The following is a 22671-nucleotide window of genomic DNA, read 5'->3' as shown; positions in this document are numbered from 1 at the left end:
CATCCCCTTGGCGCTTCAACCATACACTTCGCAGAGCAAGGAGCTGCACAACGTGGAGACCCCATTGAATCCGACCAGCGGCAACGGTTTCAGCCTGCGCGCCAAGATGATGCTGCTCTCTACGGCGGCCTTTTCCGGCATCCTGCTTGTGGCCATTCTCAGCATCCTGCTCCTCAACGAGGTCAGGATCGGGGGAGCGACCTACCGGGCCATCCAGGCCAACAACAACGCCCTCGAGAATATCGCCCTCCTCAAGTCCGACCTCTACCAGATCAGCAACGAGATGCAGAACTTCATGCTGGAAACCGATGTCGCCGCCATCGACAAGATCGTTACGACCGTGAAGCGACTCACCCGTGATATCGACAGCAAATTCGGCGTTGTCCAGAAGTCGGTGAACTCGTCCGAGGAACGGGAGACCATCAACAAGGCCTACACCATCTGGTCCGATTACAAGAAAACGCTGCTGAACGAGGTCCTGCCCGCCGCCGAAAAGGGTGACGTGCTCAAGGCCAGTTACCTCATGACCGGCCTTCAGACGCAGCGTTTCAACAGCTTCAGCACCACCGTCGCGGCCATGGTGGAAACCCTCCACCGTGACGTGAACGCCGCCGAACAACGGGTGGCTACCAGCATCGCGCTCAAGATCATGACGACCGCCATCGTCGGTCTCGTGGTGATCTCCCTGATCGCCCTGCTCTCGTACCTGATCACCCTGTCCATCACCAGACCCCTGCGGGCGTGCGTTGTTTTTGCCGGCACCGTGGCGGCCGGCAAGCTCGACACCCGTCTCGAAACCAAGGCCGGGGGCGAGATCGGTGCCCTGGCCGTAACCATGAATACCATGGCCGAGAACCTGCAAAACATGGTTTCCCGGGTCACGACCTCCTCCGATGAGCTCACCTCCATCGACAACAACATCGAGAAGGCCTCCCGCCAAGTGGTCAACTCCGCCAAGCTCCAGGAGGAGACGGTCGCGGAGACCTCCCAGGCGGTGGAACTCATCAACATATCGATCCAGGACATCTCCACCGACATCGACAAGCTCGCCGTCTCGACCTCGGAGACCTCCTCCTCGATCCTGGAGATGGCGGCCAGCATTGAGGAAGTGGCCATAAACGCCGACAAGCTGGGGGTTACGGTCAACGAGGTCAGTTCGTCGATCATCGAGATGGCCACCTCCATCAAGGAGATCGACGTCAGCATCGCCAATCTGCTGGACGCCTCCAGCACCACCGCCTCCTCCGTCGCCGAGATGGACGCCACCATTAAGCAGGTGGAAAAGAGCGCCATGGACGCCTCGGCCATCTCCGAGGGGGTCAAGAACGACGCAGAAACCGGCAAGCAGGCGGTGGAAGAGGCCATTGCCGGCATGCAGGACATCCGCCGCTCGTCCCACATCACCGCCGAGGTCATCGAGAACCTGTCCGTCAAGGCCAACGACATCGGCGCCATACTCTCGGTCATCGACGAGGTGGCGGAGCAGACCAACCTGCTGGCCCTCAACGCCGCCATCATCGCCGCCCAGGCCGGAGAACACGGCAAGGGGTTCGCGGTGGTGGCCGACGAGATTCGCGAACTCTCCGAACGGACCAGCAGTTCCACCCGGGAGATAGCCGCCGTCATCAAGGGGGTGCAGAACGAAACCCTGCGCGCGGTCGAAGCGATCGGCCTGGCGGAGCACTATATTTCGGAGGGTGAGAAGCTCTCCCAGCGTTCCGGCACCGCCCTGGAAAAGATCGTCAGCGGCGTCCAGAAGGCCAGCATCCAGACGCGGGAGATCGCCCGCGCCACCGTCGAACAGGCGCGGGGCAGCCAGAGCATCAAGGAAGCCATGACCAGCGTGGAGGAGATGGTCGGTCATATCGCCACCTCGGCCCGGGAACACACCAAGGGGAGCGACCTGATCTCATCGGCGGTGGAGTGCATGAATGACCTGACCGTCCACGTGCGCACCTCGACCCGCGAACAGAGCCGCGCCAGCAGCCTGATCGCCCGTTCCACCGAAGACATGACCTCCATGGTCGATCAAATCCGCGATGCCTGCCGTTCCCAAGGCCTCAACAGCGCCCAGATCCTCAAGGCGGTCGGCAACATCCAGCTTTCCTCCACCGCCAACGCCAAGGCCGCCGACCTCATGGAACAGGCCGTCACCAGCCTTTCCAAGCAGATCGACCTGCTGGAAAAAGAGATGAACGGTTTCAAAATATAGTCGCATACCACCCCGGAGACTGCAACATCATGGACCGACTTACCCAACGACTCGCCACACTGGGCGAACATAACGACAAGGCGCTGGTGACCTTCATCACCGCCGGCGACCCGGATCTGGGCACCACTGAAGCGGCGATCCACCTCTTGGCGGATGCCGGCGCGGATATCATCGAACTGGGGGTTCCTTTTTCCGACCCCATGGCCGACGGGCCGACCATTCAGCTCTCGTCCGAACGCGCCCTGGCGGCCGGCACCACCCTGGAGGGGATTCTCGCCACCGTAACAAAGGTGAGGACCTCACAGGACATACCGATCATCCTCATGGGCTATCTCAACCCCATCCATGCCTACGGCTACGAGCGTTTTTGCCGCGACGCCGCCCGGGCGGGCGTGGATGGCGTCCTTTTGGTGGACATGCCCCCCGAGGAGTCCGGCGAGTTTCTCCGCCATGCCGCTTCGAGCGGGTTGAACGTCATCTTCCTCCTGACCCCGACCTCGGACAAGTCGCGCATCGCCACCGTGGACAAGCTGGGGCGCGGTTTCGTCTATTACGTCACCGTCACCGGGGTCACCGGCATGCGCCAGCAGACCTCCGCCACCCTGGCGACCGAACTGGCCAAGGTGCGCAAGAAGATCCGCCTGCCGGTCATGGCCGGGTTCGGCATCTCCACCCCGGAACAGGCCGCCCGGGTGGCGGTCATGGCCGATGGCATCGTCGTCGGCAGCGCCATCGTCAAGCTGTTCGAACAGCATTCCGGCGCCACGCTGAAAAGCGAGCTGCGCCGGCTGGTCGGCGAGTTGAAAAGGGCCATTTCTCCCGGCCCAGCCTGAGATGCGCGCTTGACAGGCCGGCGCATTTTTGCTACCACCCCCATTCACTTCAGTACGTTTTCAACAGATCGCGAGGTTTACTATGAGCTGGTTCAATCGGGATAAGGCAGGGATAGAAAAGCACACGGGAAAGAAGGTCAAGGTTCCCGAGGGGATGTGGGTCAAGTGCCAGGGGTGTTCGGAAACCATTTTGGGCAAAGAGATCGAAGCCAACCTCAACGTCTGTCCCAAGTGCGGCCACCACTACCGCATCCCGGCCCGCAAGCGCCTGGAGATACTGTTGGACAACGGAACCTGGCAGGAGTACGACGCCGACATGAAATCGGTGGACTTCCTCGACTTCAAGGATGCCAAGAGCTATCAGGAGCGTATCGATGCCGCCCTGGCCAAGGGGGGGTCGAAGGATGCCGTCATCTGTGTCGAGGGAGCCATCGAGGGGATCGGCGTACAGGTCGCCTGCTTCGATTTCGCCTTCATGGGGGGAAGCATGGGGAGCGTGGTGGGGGAGAAGATCACCCGTTCCATCGAGCGCGGCCTCAAGCAGCGCCAGCCGGTGCTCATCATCTCCGCCTCGGGCGGCGCGCGCATGCAGGAGAGCATCCTGTCGCTCATGCAGATGGCCAAGACCTCGGCCGCCCTGGCCAAGCTGAAACAGGCGGGTATCCCCTTCATCTCCATCCTGACCGATCCGACCACCGGCGGCGTCACCGCCAGCTTCGCCATGCTGGGAGACCTGAACATCGCCGAGCCCAAGGCCCTGATCGGCTTTGCCGGACCCCGGGTCATCGAGCAGACCATCCGCCAGAAGCTGCCGGAAGGGTTCCAGCGGGCCGAGTACCTGCTGGATCACGGCATGGTGGATGCGATCATCCCCCGCATGGAGATGCGCCCCAAGCTGGCTTCGATCCTGAAAATGCTCCACCGCTCCGCCGCCTGAAATGTCCCTGGCCGGCATACTTGAGAAACTCTACGCCCGGCGGCGCTTCGGCATCCGTCCCGGCGTGGACCGGGTCCGGCTCATTCTGGAGCGCCTGGGGCACCCGGAGCGCTCCTTCCGCAGCATCCATGTGGTCGGCACCAACGGCAAAGGCTCCACCTCGGCCTTTCTCGCCGCCATACTCGGCGCGGCGGGACTGCGCACCGCCCTGTTCACCTCTCCCCATCTGGTAAACTTCAGCGAACGTTTCCGCATCAACGGCGAGGAACAATCACGGGAACGCCTGGAAACGCTCCTCGCCACGGTTCTGGCGGCGGCCCCGGCAGAGGCGACCTTCTTCGAGATCGTCACCGCCCTGGCCGCCCTCTGTTTTGCCGAGGAGCGGGCCGAGGTGGCGGTCATGGAGGCGGGCATGGGGGGGAGATCGGACGCCACCGCCGTCATCCCCGCCCTGATGACCGTCATCACCCCCATTGCCCTGGACCACTGCGATTACCTGGGGGCAACCCTCGCCCGCATCGCCGCTGAAAAGAGCGCCATCGCCGAACCGGGGACCCCGGTGGTCGCCGCCCGTCAACCGTCCGAAGCCCTGGAGGTGATCCGGCGGGTCTGCGCCGGGGGGGGCAACCGGTTCATCCACGAGGGGGATGACTTTCGCGCCTCCTGGGGAGGCGACGGTTCCCTCGACTACTACGGCCTCGGCACGGAGCTGCCCCACCTGGTCCCCGGCATTCCGGGGCGTTATCAATCGCACAACGCTTCCCTGGCCCTGGCTGCTGCCGAGGTGCTCGGCGCCGCCGGAATACCCATCACCACGGATGCCCTCACGACAGGCATCGGCGCCGCCCGCTGGCCCGGCCGCATGGAATTGATTCCGGGCCCTCCCCCCCTGCTGCTGGACGGGGCCCACAACCCGGCCGGCGCCGCCGCCCTGGCCGAGGCGCTCGACGACTACCACTACCGGCGGCTCCTCCTGGTCACCGGCGTCATGTCCGACAAGGATGTCCCGGCCATATTCGCTCCCCTGGCGGGCAAGGTCCACCAGGCCTACACCGTCTCCCCTGCCGTGGAGCGGGCGATGAATGCCGACGCCCTGGCCGGCATCCTGGGCGGGCTCGGCTTCCGGGCCACGGTCTGCGGAAGCGTCGGCAACGGCATAGAAACGGCACGCCGCGAGGCGGGGGCGAACGACCTGATCCTGGTGTGCGGGTCGCTGTTCACGGTCGGCGAGACCAAGGCGTGGCTCACCGGACAACACTTTGAAGGGATACGCGGCTAGTGACCCACACACGCCTGTTCATACTGCTGATCTTCCTGGTCGTGCTCCCCACGACTCCGTCCCTTGGGGCGGTCCCCATGCCGACCGAAGGTAACATCTCCATCAACTCCGACAGCATGAGCCAGGACACGGCCAACGAGGTGTTCACCGCCACCGGGCACGTCACCATCAGGTGGCAGGGGATGACCCTCACGGCGGACAAGGCGACCTACGACCGCAAGACCCGGGTGCTGCACGCCACCGACAACGTCCTCGTCGTCAAGGGGGACGAGACCCTGCGGGGGAACTCCATCAAGCTGGATATGGACACCGGCCGGGGTGAACTGGAGAAGGGCGTGCTCAACTCCACCACGTCCAACGTCACCTTTGTCGGCGAGAAGATCACCCGGATCAACGACAACGAGGTGGAACTCACCACCACCGAACTGACCACCTGCGACCTCCCCGATCCAAGCTGGAAATTCGGCGCTGACCACCTCAAGGTCAACCTGCTGGGATACGCCGTCGGCCGGGGGGTGACCTTCTACATCAAGGACGTGCCGGTGCTCTACCTCCCCTGGATGGCGTTTCCGGTGGTGCGGGAGCGCAAGAGCGGGCTCCTCTTTCCCCGCATGGGCTACTCCAGCAATCGCGGCGCTCAACTGGACATCCCGCTCTACCTGGTCCTCTCCCCCAGCCAGGACCTGGTGCTGGACCTGGATTTCGAGACCAAGCGCGGCGTCGGCACCGGGGTTGATTACCGCTATATCTGGAACAGGGGGAGCGAAGGGCGTTTCGGGGGCTACCTGATCTACGACCTTTTGAAGGATCGCTGGCGGGGCCAGATGAACCTCAACCACAAGGAAATATTCTCCCCAACCATGAACGTGCGGGCGGATATCAACCTGGACAGCGACCGGAGCTTCCAGGGGGATTTCGGTGAAAAGAGCGGCGACTACAACCGCCAGTCCAACGACACCGTCGTCAATGCCCTGAAAACCTGGCAGAATTACGCCCTCTCCGGTTACCTGCGCTTCGCCGAAGACCTGTACGCCGTGGACAACAGCCATACCCTCCAGACGCTCCCGGAGGTTTCCCTGGCAGGGGTCCGCCAGCAGATTCCGTCGACCCCGGTCTATTTCGACCTGGACTCCAGCGTCGCCAACCTGTACCGCGAGGTCGATCCCACCGGCCAGCGTCTGACCGCCTTTCCGCGCCTCACCTACGTGACCGGCCTGCCCGGCTACCTGAACGCCTCGGCCTATGCCGGCCTGCACGTGCGCGGCTACGCCACCCAGGACAGCCCCGGCGGCACCACAAAGGAAAACGACGGCGACCTGCTGCCCGAATTCGGCGCCCGCGCCGCCACATCCCTCAGCCGGGTTTATGACATAGGCGGCACATCCCTCAAAAAACTGCGCCATGAGATCACCCCGGAGCTATCCTACACCTACGCACCGAACCACGACCAGTCCCGGCTCCCCTTCTACGACTACAACGACCGCCTCGTGGGGCAGAACATCATCTCAGCCTCCGTGACCAGTTTTCTGGGGGGCAAATTCCAGACGGGCGACACCACCACCTATCGCGACATCTCCCTCATCAGGTTGACCCAGGGGTACAGCGCGGGGGGCACGCGGCGCGACCTGCTGACCATGGTGGACGCCAACCGCCCCTGGACCGACCTGACCCTGGAGTCGGAGACCTGGCTGCATCCCCAGGCAAAGTTCACCATCGACGCCCGTTACAACCTCTACGACAAGCGTTTCTCCAGCGCAGCGCCGGGGGTGGAGTTGGACGACAAGCAGGGGAACAGCGCCGCCCTGAGCTACCGCATGGCCCGCAATCAGGTGGAGTACCTGGAGGGGAAGCTCGCCACCAAATATTTCACCCCATGGACCCTGGGCTATACCACCCGCTACTCCTTCGACCGCCCCGGTTTTCTCGAATCGGTCTACAGCGTGGAATACCGTCAGAAGTGCTGGAGCGTCAACGTTTCCATCGGCGACCGGCCGGGAAGCCACTTCTCCTTCCACTTCGGTTTCAACCTGGAAGGACTGATGACGAGCAAATAACCGGGGCAGGCACATTTTTTCTTGACAACAGCGGCCCATATGAATTAAAAAGTAGGGCCTTACCCAATCGATTTTGGCGGCGTAGCTCAGCTGGTTAGAGCACACGGCTCATATCCGTGTTGTCCGGGGTTCAAGTCCCTGCGCCGCCACCATTTAAACGAAAAGCCCGGTCAGCTGTCACAGCTGCCGGGCTTTTTCGTTGCCTGCCTGGCGGTAACCCGACAAAAAAAACGGGAAGCCACCCGTCTTTTACGTTTGCGCGTTTGATACGGTGCGACACCTCATGCCGTATCCCGCCCCGCCCCCACGGCCAGCCGCCGAATCTCCTCGTTCAGCACCCCGATCTCCAGCGGTTTCGCCACATAGCCGTCAAACCCCTGGGCGAGGAACCGCCCCCGGTCCTCATTGAACGCATGGGCCGTCAGGGCGATGATCGGGATGTGTCCTCCCCTGGCCGCCTCGCGCCCGCGGATGATGCCGGTCGCCTCGATGCCGTCCATGACCGGCATCCGCACATCCATCAGGATCGCGTCGAAGGCCCCCCGGTCCCACTTCTCCACCGCCTCCCTGCCGTCCCGGGCCGCCTCCAGGGTGTGCCCCATCTTTTGCAGGATCTTGACGGTGAACCCTCGGTTGCTCTCCTGATCCTCGGCCACCAGGATGCGCAGGGGCGGGCCTGCCCAGGACTGCACCGAATCGTCGCTTCTGCGGTCGTGGCGTTCCAGGCGGGGTTCGTTGACTGCGAACGGGATCGTCACCAGAAACAGGCTGCCGTTCCCGACCCTGCTCTCCACCCGGATGTTCCCTCCCATGAGTTCCACGAAACGCCTGCTGATGGAGAGCCCGAGTCCGGTGCCGCCGTACCGGCGGGTGGTGGACGAATCCGCCTGGCTGAAGGGGGCGAAGATGGCGTCGATGGCGGCGGCGTCGATACCGATGCCGGTATCCGCGACACTGAGCCGGATGAGGGCCGTATCGTCGCATGTTTCCACAAGGGAGACGCTTACCGCGATCTCCCCCTGTTCCGTAAACTTGGCGGCATTGCCGATCAGGTTGATCAGCACCTGCTTCAGCCGCAGCTGGTCCCCGGACAGGGCGTCGGGCACCTGGGCGGGGATATGGGTTTTCAGGGTCAGCCCCTTGGTGTGGATGGCGGCGACATGGACCCGGAGCGCATCGTTGATGCACCCCCGCAGGCTGAACGGGGCCAGTTCCAGCACCACCTTCCCGGCCTCGATCTTGGACAGGTCCAGGATGTCGTTGATGAGCGTCAGGAGGTTTTCCGAGGAGAGCTGGATGCATTCCAGATACTCCTGCTGTTCGTCGGTCAAATCCGTCAGCTTCATGAGGCTGGCCACCCCCATGATGCCGTTCATGGGGGTCCGCATCTCATGGCTCATGTTGGCGAGAAATTCGCTTTTGGCCCGGTTGGCGGATTCGGCCTGCTCCTTGGCCTGCCTCAGGTCCTCCTCCTGCCGCTTGCGTTCGGTGATGTCCGTGGCGATACCGCAGATGGCGAAGGGCGAACCGTCGGAATAGTACAGCGGGACCTTGATGGCGGAGAAGATGCGGGGCTGCCCGCCCGAGGTGCCGCTCGTCTCGTACTCCAGGGAACGCCTGGTGGCGAGCGCCTCCCGGTCGGCGGCGCGCATGGCGTCGGCCTCCCCCGGTGGAAAGATATCGTAATCGGTCTTGCCGCCCACCGTGGCGTTGGTGACATGAACCATCTCCTCGAAACGGCGGTTGACCATCACGTAGCGCCCCAGGGGGTCCTTCATGAAGATCTGCGCCGGCACATGGTCCAGGACCGTCTGCATATGCCGGCGGTCCTCCTGGATTTCGTAGTTCAGGATCAGCCCCATGACGATGATCATGCCCAGGTACGCCAACGGCCCGAGTGGCGGGATGCTGCCCACCCCCAGCCGGAACAGGAAACCGACCACGGAACCGGCCAGGGACAACCCGACGGCAGCCATCATGAACAGGGCCGTGCGCCGGTGGTCCCGGCGGAAGCGGACCGTCAGGGCGTAGAATCCGTAGGCGTACGTGGAGAGAAGGGCCGCCACGATCACCGGCTTCCAGATGCCCCTGGTACCCTGGGGACGGTAGATGCTCTCGCCCCAGGGGAGCGGCACACGCTCCACCCCGCGGAACTCCGAAAAGGTGTGCGTGTACGGCTGGGTCAGGTTGGCAAGGAACAACAGGGCGAACATCCCGGTGATCCCGGCCAGCACCCACCGCGGGCGCACCCCGGTATACTCGGCGATAAACCAGGGCCAGAGGGCGATATACAGGTTGAAGATGGCCAGGTTCAGGCGGAGCGCCTGAAAGTTGGGGGACACGGCCGCTATCCGGAAAGTCTGGATGCTGGACAGGGCGAACAGCGCCATCAGAACCGAGATGGCGGCGAACAGGTAATGGACGCGGCGTTGCGGCCGGTGCTGCGCCAGGGTGCAATGCTGGATGGCCGTATAGGCGCAGATGCCGGACAGAAAGAGCTGGACAGATATAAACAGGCTAATCGCCATTGGCGTTCATCCCGAACTATGGGTTACCGGACAAGGAGGATACCATGGGAAAAAAAGGCCGTCGATCGAGCGCAATGAATCCATAGAGTGCGGCTAGTCATTATTCCCCCAGAAGCGCTTCGTAGTCAATTTTTATCCTGCGCCTTCACTCCACAACCGCTATTTTTTCATACCCGCGCGCTGCACCAAGCCGGAGCGGATGAAATCCCTGACCCCAAAACCGCCCCCCGGCCAGCCTTCTTGTCATCTCCCCCCTCTTCGTGCCGCCTCCCGACTGTGTCAGACAATACTATTGATATAGATTATCATTACCATTTACATTGGTGCATGAATTGGTTACCATATATGCATATGAAACACATGACAACGGATGGAGGTGCGTCATGACAAGAACACGCGGAATACTTTCAGTGCTGGCGGCAGCCGCCATGCTCTTCTCGGCCGTGCCGCTCCTGGCTGATGACTATACGGGCGCAACCATGGACCCGGATATGAAAGCGATACAGGAGACGCAGAAGGACGAATGCCTGCTGGTGGCCATGAACTGCCCCACCGACCGGGCCGATACGGTCCAGCAGCGAATCGACCGGTTGAACAGGGAGATCGACAAGGGGTCGGCGGTATACACCGACCAGGAGTTGCAACAACTCAAGGAACAGTTGAAGTGGCTCAACGAGGATAGCGATACCACCAACATCTCCGAATGATCCGGCTTCAAGTTCCCGCAACAGGAAAAAGAGGCCGTACGGTCCAGTGCCGTACGGCCTCTTCTCTTGGGTGAACGTCCCAGGGCACAGAGGCGCCGGGAGAGCGGAGATCAGGAGAGCTTGAACTGCCCGACCAGCTTGCTCAGTTCATCAGCCAAGTGAGCCAGCTTGTCGGCGGCCCGGGTGGTGTCGTGGGTCGATTGGGCCGTGGCGTTGATTACCGCGGTGATCTGGTGCATGTTGTTGCTTATTTCACTGCTGGTTGAGCTCTGCTGCTCGGCCGCGGTGGCGATCTGGTTGATCTGGCCGGTCACCTCGTTGACCTGATCGAGGATTTCCTGCAAGGCGCTCCCCGAACGCGCGGCCTCGGTGGTCCCCGCCTCCACCTCCCGTACGCCGGCTTCCATTGAATCCACCGCCGTTCGGGTCTCCCCCTGGATCGCCCGGATCATCCCGGCTATCTCTTTGGTGGCGCGGGTGGTCCGTTCGGCCAGGGCGCGCACCTCATCTGCCACAACGGCAAAACCGCGTCCCTGCTCTCCGGCCCTGGCGGCCTCGATGGCGGCGTTGAGCGCCAGCAGGTTGGTCTGGTCGGCGATCTCTTCGATGGTGCCAACAATGGCGCCGACCTCGTCGGAGCGCGCGCCGAGCCCTGCGACCTGGCGGGCCGTTTCCTGAACCCTGGCGGCGATCCTCTGCATCCCTTCGACCGTCTGCATGACGATCCCGGCCCCGCTGGTGGCGAGGGTGCTTGCATGGTGCGAGTTGCCGGCAGCGGCATTGCAGTTGTCGGCAATATTGTGGGAGGTAGCGGCCATTTCCTCGCCCGAAGTCGATACGGTAGCGGCCTGGGAGGCCAACTCTTCGGTGCCGGTGGCGATCTGGGTGGCGGTATCGTGCAGGTCCGCGGATGCGGCAGCCACATCGTGGGTGCTGTCGGCCACCTTGCGTATGACCGCCTGCAGCTTATCCACAAACCGGTCGAAATACCCGGCCGCCTCGCCGATCTCGTCGTTCGCCGTGATGTTCAGCCGGACCGTCAGGTCCCCTTCCCCCTGGGCGATATCGTGCATCAGGGCAACCATCCGGCCCAAGGGCTGCAACGCCCTGCGGACAAACAGGAAGGAGAGGAAGGAAAACAAACCGGCCAGCAGGGCGGCCACAGCTGCGGTGACATACTTCAGGCGGTCATAGACGGCAAGGTACTCGCTCTGCTTTTCTCCCACGTAGAGGACGCCCACCACCTCGCCGGCGGCGTTTTTCAACGGGTCATAGGCGGTAAAATACGGCACCCCCAGGATGGGCGCCGCGCCGCGGTACGGCTTGCCCTCCTTGATGACGGCATCATAGGCCGGACCTTGGAGCTTGGTGCCCACGGCGCGGCTGCCGTCCGGTTTCATGACGTTGGTGGAGACGCGGACATCGCCCATGAAGATGGTGGCGGCCCCGCCGAAGATGTCCTTGATGCTGTCCGGCAGTTCAAAATTGTCGTTGATGACATAATCGCCCTGCTTCAGTTTGCCGTCCGCCACCCGCAGTTCCGCCCCCTTGAATTTGAGCAGCTGGTGGAAGGTCTTCATGCGCGCCTCCAGGTCCACGGAAGCCTTGCGGATGAATTCCTTGCGCATCTCATAGAGACCCAGCGACGACGTGGCGGCGACGGCTAAAAGAACGACAATTACGTTGGCGATAAAAAACTTGTGACTCAACTTCATACTGGTTTCCTCATAGTCATGGAGTGATAGCGGAGCGACAGGATATCTCCGCCATATCGCGTAAAAATAATTTGTTACAATACCATTAAATTTCCTCACTGTGTTCACTGTATACGCAACATTCAAGCAGGGCCATCGGTGTCGCTTTTATCGTCACATCAGAAGGTTATCACTGAAATTTCAGACTAAACAGGATTCTGCCGGGGCTTTTCCCGTCCCTGCGCCACAGAAACGGCCACGCCGGCACGGTGAGCCGTTTTCCCCGGGCGAGATCAAAAGAAGACCATCATATATGCCAAATAGCCGAAATAGCATTCTCAATAACGGCGCCACATTCAAGATGTGCTCTCTGGCATTGATGAACATACCTGCTGGAGGACCGAACCGATTTGGCCAGATACCGTACAGCGACCGTGCCTCAGACCACCGCGATTTTTCAAAGGAACATGCGGCTAAAAATTGAAAAGGCTTTACAAACCAACAATTTCTAGTAAACAACAATATAATGGCATAGATCACCCAGAAACGCTGTTCTCATACAGAGAGGTGCCGCGTGGCCCACCACCAGGTAACCAATGATTATATGGCCCACGGTTTCTGCTTCTCATGGGAACCGGGATTGGTCCGGCTCCATGTCGTTTCCGACATGGCAACCGGAATCGCCTACTATGTCATCGCGTTCGCAATGCTTTATTACGCCTGCAAGCGGCGTGGCATCACCTACTACGGAATGCTGATAAGCTTTGCGGCATTCATTCTGGCTTGTGGCACGACCCACTTTTTCGCTGCCTATACGGTCTATGACCCCGCCTATTGGCAAGAAGGATATGTCAAAGCATTTACCGCCGTGATATCCATCGCTTCCGCCATCTACTTCATCCCCCAGATCCCTAAAATCCTCACCATGCCCAGCCTTGCAAAATCCCTGGCCGAGAACCGGGAACTGAACGCCCAACTGACCAGGACGGTGCAGGCATTACAGGAAAGCAACGCCCTGAATCAAAGCATCATCGACAGCAGCACCGATTGCATCAAACTCCTGGACCCGGAGGGACGCCTGCAGTACATGAATCCCGAAGGGCAGCGCCGACTCGGCATCAAAAATCTCGATGAGTTTTTGAACATGCCCTACGAAAACTTTTGGCACGGAGAAGACCGCGACGCGGCACGGGCTGCCGTCGCCGACGCCCGGCAGGGCCATCAAAGGAGTTTTGAGGGGTATTGCCCAACCCAGGACGGCACACCGAAATGGTGGGAGGTCATCGTGACACCGGTTAAAGGCGAGGGCGGGAATCCGGAGAAGCTGCTCGCCGTATTGCGGGATATCACCGAGCACAAGTCACTGGAAGAAAATCTGCACAAGCAGACACTCCAGCTCGAAGAGGAATTGGCGGAACGCCAGATGGTCCAGGAATCCCTGCAGGAACAGGCGGCCATGCTCGAGGAGGAGGTTGAGGAGCGCAGGAAGACGGAGGAGGCCCTCCAGAGGAGTGAGGACACGATTAAAAATAAACTCCGCGCCATCCTGGAGCCGGAAGGCGATATCGGCGCCCTGGAACTCTCCGAAATTATCGATTGTGAAATGTTGCAATCCATGCTGGAAGATTTTTACCGGATTACCGGCATGCTGGGTGCCGTGCTCGATGTTTCGGGAAAGGTCCTGGTTGCTGTCGGCTGGCAGGATATCTGTACCAAGTTTCACCGGTGCCATCCCGACACGCTCAAGAATTGCATCGAAAGCGACACCAATCTCACCAGTGGCGTACCGGTGGGGGCATTCAAGCATTATCGCTGCAAGAACAACTTGTGGGACATGGTAACCCCTCTTGTGGTCGGGGGGAAGCACATGGGAAACGTATTCATCGGCCAATTCTTCTATGAGGATGAAGTACCCGATGTGGAACTGTTCCGGGAGCAGGCCCGGCATTACGGCTTCGATGAGGCGGAATACCTTGCGGCGCTCGAGCGGGTGCCGCGTTTCAGCCGGGAAGCAGCCGATGCGGGCATGAAGTTCTACGCCAAACTTACCAGCATGGTTTCATCCCTGAGCTTCAGTTCGATCAAGGTATCCAGAATGCTCAACGAGCGTATCCACCTGGAAGAGCAACTCCGGCAATCGCAGAAAATGGAGGCGGTGGGGCAGCTTGCAGGCGGGATCGCCCACGACTTCAACAACATCCTGCAGGTGATCAGCGGCTACGGGAACATGCTGAAGATGGACGGCAAGCTGGATGACCGGCAGCAAGGCGAGATAGATCATATTCTTTCCGCTTCGGAGAAGGCGGCGCAGTTGACGAAAGGCCTCCTGGCTTTCAGCCGCAAGCAGGTCATGACCCTCGCACCGGTCAATCTCAACGACATCATAGAAAATGTCAAAAAATTCCTCACACGAATCATTGGAGAGGACATACAGCTCAAGACCATAATCAGTGAAAACAGGCTCAAAATTTACGCCGACTGGGGGCAGATAGAGCAAGTCCTGATCAACCTGGCGACCAATGCCCGCGATGCCATGCGAAAAGGCGGCCTGTTGACCATAGAAACCGGATTCCAGACGGTCGAGGCTTCAACCGACCATGAATCCGGTCGTGCCGAGCCGGGCAGTTATGCGGTGATGACCGTGTCCGACACCGGCATCGGCATGGACAAGGAAACCTGTAAAAGGATCTTCGAGCCGTTCTATACCACCAAGGAGATCGGGAAAGGCACCGGCCTCGGCATGGCGATCGTGTATGGGATAATCAAGCAGCATAACGGATTTATCGATGTCTACAGCGAACCGGGTCACGGCACGACCTTCAGGATATACCTGCCGATCCATGGGATTGAGCAGTCCGGGCAGGAGGGAACGATTGCGCCGGTCGCCCCGCCCAGGGGGGGCACCGAAACCATCCTGGTGGCCGAGGATGATGTGGATGTACGCAATCTCGTGGTGTCTCTGCTGACAAGGTTCGGTTATGACGTGATCCAGGCGGTGGATGGGCAGGATGTGGTCGATAAATTTACCGAGCACCGGGACAGGGTGGCCATGATCCTGATGGACATGATCATGCCGAAGAAAAACGGCAAGGAAGCGTATGAAGAGATAGTTCTGCTCAAGCCCGATGTCAAGGTGCTGTATTCCAGCGGCTATACCGCTGACTTCATTCTGAATCGCGGGGTAACCGGGGAAGATATCGAGTTGATCATGAAACCGGTCCAGCCGATGGAACTGCTCCGGAAGATACGGGAGATATTGGATCGTTCGTACCCATGATGTTACTCAGACACCCCAAATCGCCTGTGCCCCATCCACGTTACGGCAGGGTGTTCCCCGTAATGCGACCGGGGTCAGCACGCCGCCAAGCCGATGGGGGCCTTATGGGGCACACCGCCAGCCACGGGCAACTCGCCCAGACGGATCTCGGCCGGCTTCAGGGCCTCCACCAGCGCGGCCTGCCCCGCAGCCACGTCGAAACAATCCCCCACAGCGATGAGGTAATCCGCGGCATCGCCCCGGGTCAGCCACACCGTTCCCGACGAACAGCGTACCCGCAATCCCGCCGGCCCACCGTTGAGACGCAGCAATTCTCCCTCTGCCAGACAACACTCCATGACCCCACCTCCTCTTCTGATGCTACGACCTTACCCCTACCCACGCCAAAAAAACAGACACAGCAATTCTAATTTGTAACCATAACAGTTGCATGATACAGTATCTGTATCCAAACAAAACCGGCTCAACTGTACCTATTCTCTTACCAATACAGTAAGGTATCCTGGCACCATGATAAACGCGACCACGATTTCGGACAGCATGGCGCCGCTCTACGAGCGGGTCGCCGTAGAGATGGCGGGCCTGATCGGGCAGGGCACCTTCCGGGCCGGCGACCGGGTGCCGTCGATCCGGCAACTCAGCCGGCGCTTCGACGTCAGCATCAATACGGCCATGCAGGCCTATGCCCTGCTGGAAGACCAGCGACTGATCGAGGCCCGCCCCCAGTCCGGCTATTACGTGCGTGCCCGCGCCCCGGAGATCGCCTCCCTCCCCCACTCCCCCTCGGCACGGATCAGGCCGGCCACGGTCACCATCAGCGAGCTCTGCCATCAGGTGATCCGCAACATGATGAACCGGGACCTCCTGCCCTTGGGGGGTGCGATCCCCAACCCGCGCCACCTGCCGGTGGACAAGCTGAACCGGATGCTGGCCAGCGAGACGCGCCGGTTCGGCGACCTGAGCGTATCCTACCTCATGCCCCCCGGTTGGGAGCGGCTCAGGGTGCAGATCGCCCGGCGTTCCCTGGAGACCGGAATCAGCGTCACCCCGGACGGGGTGCTGGTCACCGCAGGCTGCGTCGAAGCGGTCATTCTGGCCCTGCGGGCGACCTGCCGCAGCGGCGACACCATTGCGGTGGAATCCCCCTTCTATTTCAACTTCCTCCAGATGATCGCCGAGTTGGGGCTGAAGGCCCTGGAGATCCCCGCCACCCCGCGGGAGGGGATCAGCATCGAGGCGCTGCGCTACGCCATCGAACACAACCGGGTGAGCGCCTGCCTGGTGATCCCCAACTTCGGCAACCCGTTGGGGAGCCTCATGCCGGTCGAACGCAAGCGCGAACTGGTGGAACTCCTGGCCAGCCACGAGATCCCCCTGATCGAGGACGACATCTACGGCGACCTGGTGTTCGGCAACGAGCGCCCGGTGGCCGCCAAGTCCTTCGACCGCAAGGGGCTCGTCATCTACTGTTCCTCCTTCTCCAAGACCCTCTCCCCCGGCTACCGGGTGGGATGGGCCATTGCCGGGCGCTATCAGGAGCGCATGGAACGGCTCAAGATGATGATGAACCTCGCCTGTTCCTCCCCCACCCAGCTCGCCGTCGCCGAATTCCTGGCCACCGGCGGCTACGACCATCACCTGCGGACGGTGCGCCGCCTCTACAGCCGCAATATGTCCCTCATGCGGGACGCCGTGGTCCGCTTCTTCCCCGAGGGGACCCGCATGACCCACCCGGCGGGGAGTTTTATCCTCTGGGTGGAGATGCCGGAGCAAATCGACTCCATCACCCTGTACCACCGGGCACTGGAACAGGGGATCGGCATCGCCCCCGGCTCGCTCTTCACCCTTACGGAGAACAAGTACCGCAACTTCATCCGCCTCTCCACCGCCACCTGGGACGACGGGATCGAACAGGGCGTGAAAAAACTGGGCGAATTGGCCCACCAACTGCTGAGGGAATAAACCTGGAAAAAGCGATTCACCACAAAGGCACAAAGGACACAAAGCTACACAAATAATGATTTCAATTAGTTATATGACAATTTCAGAGCACCTTTTCGCCGCTAACAACTTTGAATCCTTTGTGCTCTTTGTGTCTTTGTGGTGAATAATCGCCGTTTTGAGGATAAAACTATGCGAGCAATGGTCATGGAACGTCAGGGAGGTGCGCTGGAACTGCGGGAGGTGCCGATTCCCCAGCCGTCGGCCGGAGAACTGCTCTTGAAGGTTGCGGCGTGCGGCATCTGCCGTACCGACCTGCACGTGGTGGATGGGGAACTGACCGAGCCGAAGCTACCGTTGATACCGGGGCACCAAATCGTGGGGGTCGTGGAGGCCCTTGGGGAGGGCGTGGCCGGATTCCGGCCCGGCGACCGGGTCGGGGTCCCCTGGCTGGGCGGCACCTGCGGGGAATGCGACTACTGCACATCGGGGCGGGAAAATCTCTGCGACCGGGCGCTGTTCACCGGCTACCAGAAAAACGGCGGTTTTGCCGACTACTGCACCGCCGACAGCCGCTTCTGCTTCCCGCTGCCGGAGGGGTATCCCGACACCCAGGCCGCGCCGCTCCTCTGCGCCGGCCTGATCGGCTACCGCTCCCTGCGCATGGCCGGGCAGGGAAAACGGCTCGGCATCTACGGCTTCGGGGCCGCGGCCCACATCGTGACCCAGGTGGCAACCTGGCAGGGACGGGAGGTCTACGGCTTCACCCGGCCGGGGGACACGGCGGGACAGGCATTTGCAAGGGCAATGGGGGCCTGCTGGGCGGGCGGTTCCTTTGATGCACCGCCGCTGCCCCTGGACGCGGCCATTATCTTCGCCCCGGCGGGCGAGTTGGTGCCGGCGGCGCTCCGGGCGGTGGGCAAGGGGGGGATCGTGGTCTGCGGCGGCATCCACATGAGCGACATACCGGCCTTTTCCTACGACATCCTGTGGGGGGAGCGGAGCATCGTCTCCGTGGCCAACCTGACCCGCCGCGACGGGGAAGAATTCCTGAAGCTGGCCCCCCGGGTGCCGGTACGGACCGAGGTGCACCTGTTCCCCCTGGAACAGGCCAACGAAGCGTTGGCGGCCCTGCGAGGGGGGAGGATCAGAGGGGCCGGGGTGCTGGTGCCGTAGATAGGATCAGATTTTTGCCGCAGAGCCACGGTGGCAAAATGGAACCGGTCTTGCTCAACGCCCCTTGCGCGGCCCTTTCCTGTCGCCGCCCGGACGGGACGGTCTGCCGCCGCGGTCGCCGCTGCCCGGCCTTGCCCCTGCGCTGGACCGTGCGCCGGCCTCAGACCTCGTTCCCGTACCGGACCGTGCCCCAGAACCGGACCGTGTGCCGGCGTCGGACCTTGTTCCGGCGCCCCCCCTCGCTCCCGCCTCTGACCGCGCCCCGGATCTGGCCTCCGTAGCAGGCTTAGGCCCGGCGGCAAACCGTGTTCCGACACCCGGCTTCGCGCCCGCTGCCGGCTTCGGTTTAGCGCCGAACTTGACACCGGCACCGGGTCCCCGTCTTCCGGCTGTGCCCGGCTTGCCCGCTGTGCCCGGCTTGTCCGGTTTCTGCTCGCGGGCGATGCTCACCGTGATGACCCGGTCGATCAGATACGCGCCGTCCAGGGTCTCGGCCACCTCCTTGGGGTCCACACTCGCCGCCATGCGCACATAGCCGCAGCGTTTGAACTCCTTGGTCTCGGGATCGATGATCAGGTGCACGGAGGTCACAACCCCCATCACCGAGAACAGCTTGTACAGGTCCTCTTCCGTCACCTCTTCCGGCAGGTGTCCAACGTATAATTCCTTAGCCATGCTCTATCCTCTTCATCCTGCGGTTGAATATGCGAATCAAGGAGCAAACCGGTGTTCGCCCAATCCGGGGCGCAGACAATACGCCTCTACTGTTTTTCCCGGTGGACCGCGAACGGCGCCCAGGTCTGGTCGATGGACATTACCTCCAGGGTGTTGACGTTCACATGGGGGGGGCGGTTGACCGCCCACAGCACCGTCTCGGCGATATCCACGGCCGTCAGGGCCTCGACCCCTTCGTACACCTGGGCCGCCTTGGCATCGTCCCCCTTGAAGCGGACCTTGGAAAACTCGGTCTCGGCCATGCCGGGCTGGATGCAGGTCACCCGCACCTTGGTCCCCAGCAGGTCGCAGCGCAGGTTGCGGGAGAACTGGGTCACGAACGCCTTGGTGCCGCCGTACACATTGCCCCCCGGATAGGGCCACGAACTGGCGGTAGAGCTGATATTGACGATGTGCCCCCGGTTGCGGGCCACCATGCCGGGCAGGATCAGGCGGGTGCAGTACATCAATCCCTTGATGTTGGTGTCCACCATGGTATCCCAATCGTCCAGATTGACCTGGTGGGCCGGTTCCAGCCCCAGGGCCAGGCCCGCGTTGTTGATCAGGACATCGATCTCGCGGAAGGCCGGCGGCAGAGAATCGACCGCCCCCTTCACCGCCTCCCGGTCGCGCACGTCCAAGGGGATGATGTGGATATCGGCCATGCCGGCCAGTTCCTTCTGCAAGGCCAGCAACGGATCGATGCGCCGGGCCGTCAGGATCAGGCGATTGCCCGGTTGGGCGAAAATGCGGGCGCAGGCGGCGCCGAAACCTGCCGATGCCCCGGTAATGAAGATGGTCTGTCCACTCATGATTGCCCCTCCTTCGGTGTATGCTGTCTGTTTTGTACTACATAACGGGCAGGGATAAAACAGAAAAAGCCGCACAAAAGATGTGCGGCTTTTCCCTACAGCGATCAGTGCCGATACTGAACGCTTATTTTTTCATGTCCTGCATATCTTTCATGGCGCCTTCCTTGAGATCCTTGGCATCCTTGGTCACGGCGTCTTTCTTTTTCTTGGCGGCGTCAACCTTGCCTTCGACCTTTTGCTTCTTGGCCTTCACGGCATCGGTTTTGGCCTTTGCCTTATCCTTGACGTCGGCCTCTTTCTTGGCAGCCTTGGCTTTCACGTCGGCCTCTTTCTGGGCGGCCTTTGCTTTCACATCGGCTTCCTTCTGGCCGGCCTTGGCTTTCACATCGGTTGCCTTGGCTTTGGCATCGGCCTTTTTCTTGGCGGCCTTGTCCAGGGTTGCGGCGGACTTGTTCAGCACGTCGTCGGTCTTCTGCAGCGGATCGGCAGCCATGACACCGGCGGCAAACATCAGGTTGGCAAAAATTACGGCACAGACGGCAATGTTCCTTTTCATCGTTATTCCTCCTTTGGAATAGGTTAAAATTTAATATTTATAATCCAATATGCCCCATCGATCAACCGGAAAATACCCATAAGCCGGTGTAGAATTCCTTGATCTGCACATTTTATACACAAATTGAATGATTTACGCGACATTAAAAACTAGAAATCAAACATCTGCCACAGAGACACGGAGACACAGAGGGAAGCATTAACCATAAAAAAATTGAAAATTCGACGGCACCGGAACCAACACAATACACCATGAACTGCAACCTGCGCCCCGATCGGCCCGTCCGGTCTACAGCCCCTTGAGCAGCCGGTAATACTCGGCCAGGTTCTTCATGGATTCCATGGTTGCCCGGCACAGGTACCAACTGAACACCAAGGTGACAATGGTGAGCCCGATCTTCCAGGGGCGCGACAGATTGGGGCGGAACCAGATGAGCGGCAAGGCGAACGGCCCCACGCTCAAGAGCGCGACGACGATAAAGCCTGTGCGGAAATACCACTTGGTCCCGGCATCTCTGGAGAGCAGCCGGGCGGACGGGTCGAGGAACTCGCCGCAGTGTTTGCACTTGATCGCCGCATCCTGAATCTCTTCGGCACAGAAGGGGCACTTTTTCATTGGTTTCTTTCGGGTGGGGCGGTTTAAGTCGTAGCGAAAGCAGTCTCGTCTATTCGCCCCGACCGCCTTAGTTCAGCTCATAGGCCAACAAAGAGTCCAGCGGCGGCCCCTACGCACCTGCCCCGCCAGCCAAACACGCCCCCAGCCGCGCAATAACCGCCTCAGGCCCCTGTCCGAGATACCGCTGCGCCAGCCCCCAAAAACCATCGGGCAGCGGCGCGCAGACCGTCAGCGGCCCCGCCTCCGGCCTGACCACGACTGTGCGGAACGAATGGAGGGCAAACCCGTCGTAATCCGATAATTCACCCATGCCGTAGCGCTTGTCCCCCAGCACCGGGTGGCCGATCATCTCCAGGTGTCGCCTGATCTGGTGCATGCGTCCGCTGATGGGGGTCAGGGCCAACAGGGCGTTCCCCTCCCCGTGCAGCAGGACCGTGTAGCGGGTCTCGGATTCCTTGTCGTCCAAGGGCTCGGCAATGACGCCGCTCTCGTCGGGAATTCCCACCACCAGGGCCAGGTAGAGCTTGTCCAGGCCGGTTTCCTTGACGTGGCGGCCGTACATGCCGGCTGCCGAGGAACTCTTGGCCAGGATCACGGCCCCCGAGGTCCCCCGGTCCAGGCGGTTCACCGGGTACAGCTTGCACGGGGTGCCGCGCCAGGCCATATAGGCCGTCCCCTCGTCCACCAGGTTGGCCTCCTGCTCCGCGGTGCGGTGCATGGGGAGGCCGGCCGGTTTGTTGACCATGGCCACCAGATCGTCCTCGTAGAGCAGGTCCAGCGCCGGACGGGTCGAACTGATGAGGGAGGCGGTGGCGGCGCTCTCCTTGAGGGTCACCCGGTCGTTCACGGCCAGCAGGGTATCGGGCGTTGCGGCGATGGCGTTGAGCTTGGCCGCGCCGTTTTTGATCAGCTTGCGGCAATAGCCGGGGGAGGCGCTGGGCATGAGGGTGCGCAGGAAGCTTTCCAGCCTGCGGCAATGGTCGATATGGGTGATAGCAAAGGTGAGCATAGTATGTGTCCTCCCCTCCTGGTTTAGGAGGGGGAAAACTGGGCAGCCCCCTTTTACAGGGAGATCTTGCGGTCCCGCATCAGGTTGGTCAGGGAGCGGTCATAGGTTCTCTCGCCTTCCGGGGTGAACATGCAGGCGCTCACCTGGCCCCGTTCGCGGTGAAAGGCCACGCACTGGCAGCAGTTGCCGCGTCGCGGGCAGGCCGGGGTGTAGGTGCAGCGGCAATCGTCGCCGGTTCTGGTACAAGACATTGATTGTTTCTCCTTAGGTTTTTCCTACGCAACGCGATTTTTTGGCGCAGCCTTCGGACCGCCTTGCGACAGAGGG

Annotated in this window: 18 protein-coding genes and 1 tRNA gene; 10 read left to right on the top strand and 9 right to left on the bottom strand. The window is 61.3% G+C overall.

Annotation, left to right across the window (positions count from 1 at the left end; all coding sequences use genetic code 11):
- Positions 1-52: 52 nt before the first annotated feature.
- From F6V30_RS10380 to F6V30_RS10355, 6 genes are all read left to right on the top strand, one after another.
- Positions 53-2212 (top strand): methyl-accepting chemotaxis protein, encoded by a 2160-nt coding sequence (locus tag F6V30_RS10380; protein WP_246163424.1) that lies wholly within the window; start codon positions 53-55, stop codon positions 2210-2212.
- A 29-nt stretch (positions 2213-2241) separates the two neighbouring features.
- Positions 2242-3045, top strand: a complete 804-nt coding sequence (gene trpA, locus F6V30_RS10375; protein ID WP_151156894.1) for a tryptophan synthase subunit alpha — start codon at positions 2242-2244, stop codon at positions 3043-3045.
- A gap of 82 nt (positions 3046-3127) precedes the next feature.
- Positions 3128-3982 (top strand): acetyl-CoA carboxylase, carboxyltransferase subunit beta, encoded by an 855-nt coding sequence (accD, locus tag F6V30_RS10370; RefSeq protein ID WP_151156893.1) that lies wholly within the window; start codon positions 3128-3130, stop codon positions 3980-3982.
- 1 nt (position 3983) lies between these two features.
- On the top strand, positions 3984-5261 hold the full coding sequence (locus F6V30_RS10365) for a bifunctional folylpolyglutamate synthase/dihydrofolate synthase (RefSeq protein WP_151156892.1): 1278 nt from the start codon (positions 3984-3986) through the stop codon (positions 5259-5261).
- A complete protein-coding gene (locus F6V30_RS10360) occupies positions 5261-7315 on the top strand; it encodes an LPS-assembly protein LptD (RefSeq protein WP_151156891.1) in 2055 nt (684 codons plus the stop codon). Before F6V30_RS10365 ends, F6V30_RS10360 begins: the two co-directional genes overlap by 1 nt.
- 75 nt (positions 7316-7390) lie before the next feature.
- Positions 7391-7467 (top strand) — tRNA-Met (locus F6V30_RS10355).
- Positions 7468-7596: 129 nt separating this feature from the next.
- Here F6V30_RS10355 and F6V30_RS10350 read toward each other — a convergent pair.
- Complete coding sequence (locus tag F6V30_RS10350; protein WP_151156890.1) at positions 7597-9843, bottom strand: ATP-binding protein; 2247 nt, start codon at positions 9841-9843, stop codon at positions 7597-7599.
- A gap of 383 nt (positions 9844-10226) precedes the next feature.
- Here F6V30_RS10350 and F6V30_RS10345 point away from each other — a divergent pair, with 383 nt between their 5' ends.
- Positions 10227-10550, top strand: coding sequence for a hypothetical protein (locus F6V30_RS10345; RefSeq protein WP_151156889.1), 324 nt, complete (start codon positions 10227-10229; stop codon positions 10548-10550).
- 110 nt (positions 10551-10660) lie between these two features.
- Here F6V30_RS10345 and F6V30_RS10340 read toward each other — a convergent pair whose 3' ends face one another.
- Positions 10661-12265, bottom strand: coding sequence for a methyl-accepting chemotaxis protein (locus F6V30_RS10340; protein WP_151156888.1), 1605 nt, complete (start codon positions 12263-12265; stop codon positions 10661-10663).
- Positions 12266-12818: 553 nt separating this feature from the next.
- Between F6V30_RS10340 and F6V30_RS10335 the strand changes: the two genes are divergently transcribed.
- Positions 12819-15521, top strand: a complete 2703-nt coding sequence (locus tag F6V30_RS10335) for a PocR ligand-binding domain-containing protein (protein ID WP_246163421.1) — start codon at positions 12819-12821, stop codon at positions 15519-15521.
- 74 nt (positions 15522-15595) lie between these two features.
- Here the strand turns inward: F6V30_RS10335 and F6V30_RS10330 are convergent, their stop codons facing one another.
- Positions 15596-15859: a DUF2917 domain-containing protein gene (locus tag F6V30_RS10330; RefSeq protein WP_151128186.1), complete on the bottom strand. Its 264-nt coding sequence runs from the start codon at positions 15857-15859 to the stop codon at positions 15596-15598.
- Positions 15860-16031: 172 nt separating this feature from the next.
- On the opposite strand from F6V30_RS10330, the gene F6V30_RS10325 reads away from it, so the two are divergent.
- Together F6V30_RS10325 and F6V30_RS10320 are read left to right on the top strand one after the other, a co-directional pair.
- Entirely contained in the window at positions 16032-17483 is a 1452-nt protein-coding gene (locus F6V30_RS10325) for an aminotransferase-like domain-containing protein (protein WP_151156887.1), read from the top strand.
- 171 nt (positions 17484-17654) lie between these two features.
- A complete protein-coding gene (locus F6V30_RS10320; protein ID WP_151156886.1) occupies positions 17655-18638 on the top strand; it encodes a zinc-dependent alcohol dehydrogenase family protein in 984 nt (327 codons plus the stop codon).
- Positions 18639-18692: 54 nt separating this feature from the next.
- Here F6V30_RS10320 and F6V30_RS10315 read toward each other — a convergent pair whose 3' ends face one another.
- From F6V30_RS10315 to F6V30_RS10290, 6 genes are all read right to left on the bottom strand, one after another.
- Positions 18693-19313, bottom strand: coding sequence for an RNA recognition motif domain-containing protein (locus F6V30_RS10315; protein ID WP_151156885.1), 621 nt, complete (start codon positions 19311-19313; stop codon positions 18693-18695).
- A gap of 86 nt (positions 19314-19399) precedes the next feature.
- The gene (locus tag F6V30_RS10310) at positions 19400-20164 is read right to left on the bottom strand and encodes an SDR family oxidoreductase (RefSeq protein ID WP_151156884.1); all 765 of its coding nucleotides are present in this window, start codon (positions 20162-20164) and stop codon (positions 19400-19402) included.
- Between the two features lie 124 nt (positions 20165-20288).
- On the bottom strand, positions 20289-20720 hold the full coding sequence (locus tag F6V30_RS10305; RefSeq protein ID WP_151156883.1) for a hypothetical protein: 432 nt from the start codon (positions 20718-20720) through the stop codon (positions 20289-20291).
- A 288-nt stretch (positions 20721-21008) separates the two neighbouring features.
- Positions 21009-21335, bottom strand: a complete 327-nt coding sequence (locus tag F6V30_RS10300; RefSeq protein ID WP_151156882.1) for a zinc ribbon domain-containing protein — start codon at positions 21333-21335, stop codon at positions 21009-21011.
- 109 nt (positions 21336-21444) lie between these two features.
- Entirely contained in the window at positions 21445-22344 is a 900-nt protein-coding gene (locus F6V30_RS10295) for a pseudouridine synthase (RefSeq protein WP_151156881.1), read from the bottom strand.
- Positions 22345-22397: 53 nt separating this feature from the next.
- Positions 22398-22595 (bottom strand): hypothetical protein, encoded by a 198-nt coding sequence (locus F6V30_RS10290; protein ID WP_151156880.1) that lies wholly within the window; start codon positions 22593-22595, stop codon positions 22398-22400.
- Between the last annotated feature and the right edge of the window lie 76 nt (positions 22596-22671).

Source organism: Oryzomonas sagensis (assembly GCF_008802355.1).
Taxonomy (GTDB): Bacteria; Desulfobacterota; Desulfuromonadia; order Geobacterales; family Pseudopelobacteraceae; genus Oryzomonas; species Oryzomonas sagensis.
Note: the sequence above shows the minus strand (reverse complement) of the source record. Positions and strands in the feature narration are given on the sequence as shown.

Bases quoted from the DNA above. Each gene is read 5' to 3' on its own strand.
- trpA (WP_151156894.1), top strand. From the start codon at position 2,242: ATGGACCGACTTACCCAACGACTCGCCACACTGGGCGAACATAACGAC.
- accD (WP_151156893.1), top strand. From the start codon at position 3,128: ATGAGCTGGTTCAATCGGGATAAGGCAGGGATAGAAAAGCACACGGGA.
- F6V30_RS10365 (WP_151156892.1), top strand. From the start codon at position 3,984: ATGTCCCTGGCCGGCATACTTGAGAAACTCTACGCCCGGCGGCGCTTC.
- F6V30_RS10350 (WP_151156890.1), bottom strand. From the start codon at position 9,843: ATGGCGATTAGCCTGTTTATATCTGTCCAGCTCTTTCTGTCCGGCATC.
- F6V30_RS10345 (WP_151156889.1), top strand. From the start codon at position 10,227: ATGACAAGAACACGCGGAATACTTTCAGTGCTGGCGGCAGCCGCCATG.
- F6V30_RS10340 (WP_151156888.1), bottom strand. From the start codon at position 12,265: ATGAAGTTGAGTCACAAGTTTTTTATCGCCAACGTAATTGTCGTTCTT.
- F6V30_RS10330 (WP_151128186.1), bottom strand. From the start codon at position 15,859: ATGGAGTGTTGTCTGGCAGAGGGAGAATTGCTGCGTCTCAACGGTGGG.
- F6V30_RS10325 (WP_151156887.1), top strand. From the start codon at position 16,032: ATGATAAACGCGACCACGATTTCGGACAGCATGGCGCCGCTCTACGAG.
- F6V30_RS10320 (WP_151156886.1), top strand. From the start codon at position 17,655: ATGCGAGCAATGGTCATGGAACGTCAGGGAGGTGCGCTGGAACTGCGG.
- F6V30_RS10315 (WP_151156885.1), bottom strand. From the start codon at position 19,313: ATGGCTAAGGAATTATACGTTGGACACCTGCCGGAAGAGGTGACGGAA.
- F6V30_RS10310 (WP_151156884.1), bottom strand. From the start codon at position 20,164: ATGAGTGGACAGACCATCTTCATTACCGGGGCATCGGCAGGTTTCGGC.
- F6V30_RS10305 (WP_151156883.1), bottom strand. From the start codon at position 20,720: ATGAAAAGGAACATTGCCGTCTGTGCCGTAATTTTTGCCAACCTGATG.
- F6V30_RS10300 (WP_151156882.1), bottom strand. From the start codon at position 21,335: ATGAAAAAGTGCCCCTTCTGTGCCGAAGAGATTCAGGATGCGGCGATC.
- F6V30_RS10295 (WP_151156881.1), bottom strand. From the start codon at position 22,344: ATGCTCACCTTTGCTATCACCCATATCGACCATTGCCGCAGGCTGGAA.
- F6V30_RS10290 (WP_151156880.1), bottom strand. From the start codon at position 22,595: ATGTCTTGTACCAGAACCGGCGACGATTGCCGCTGCACCTACACCCCG.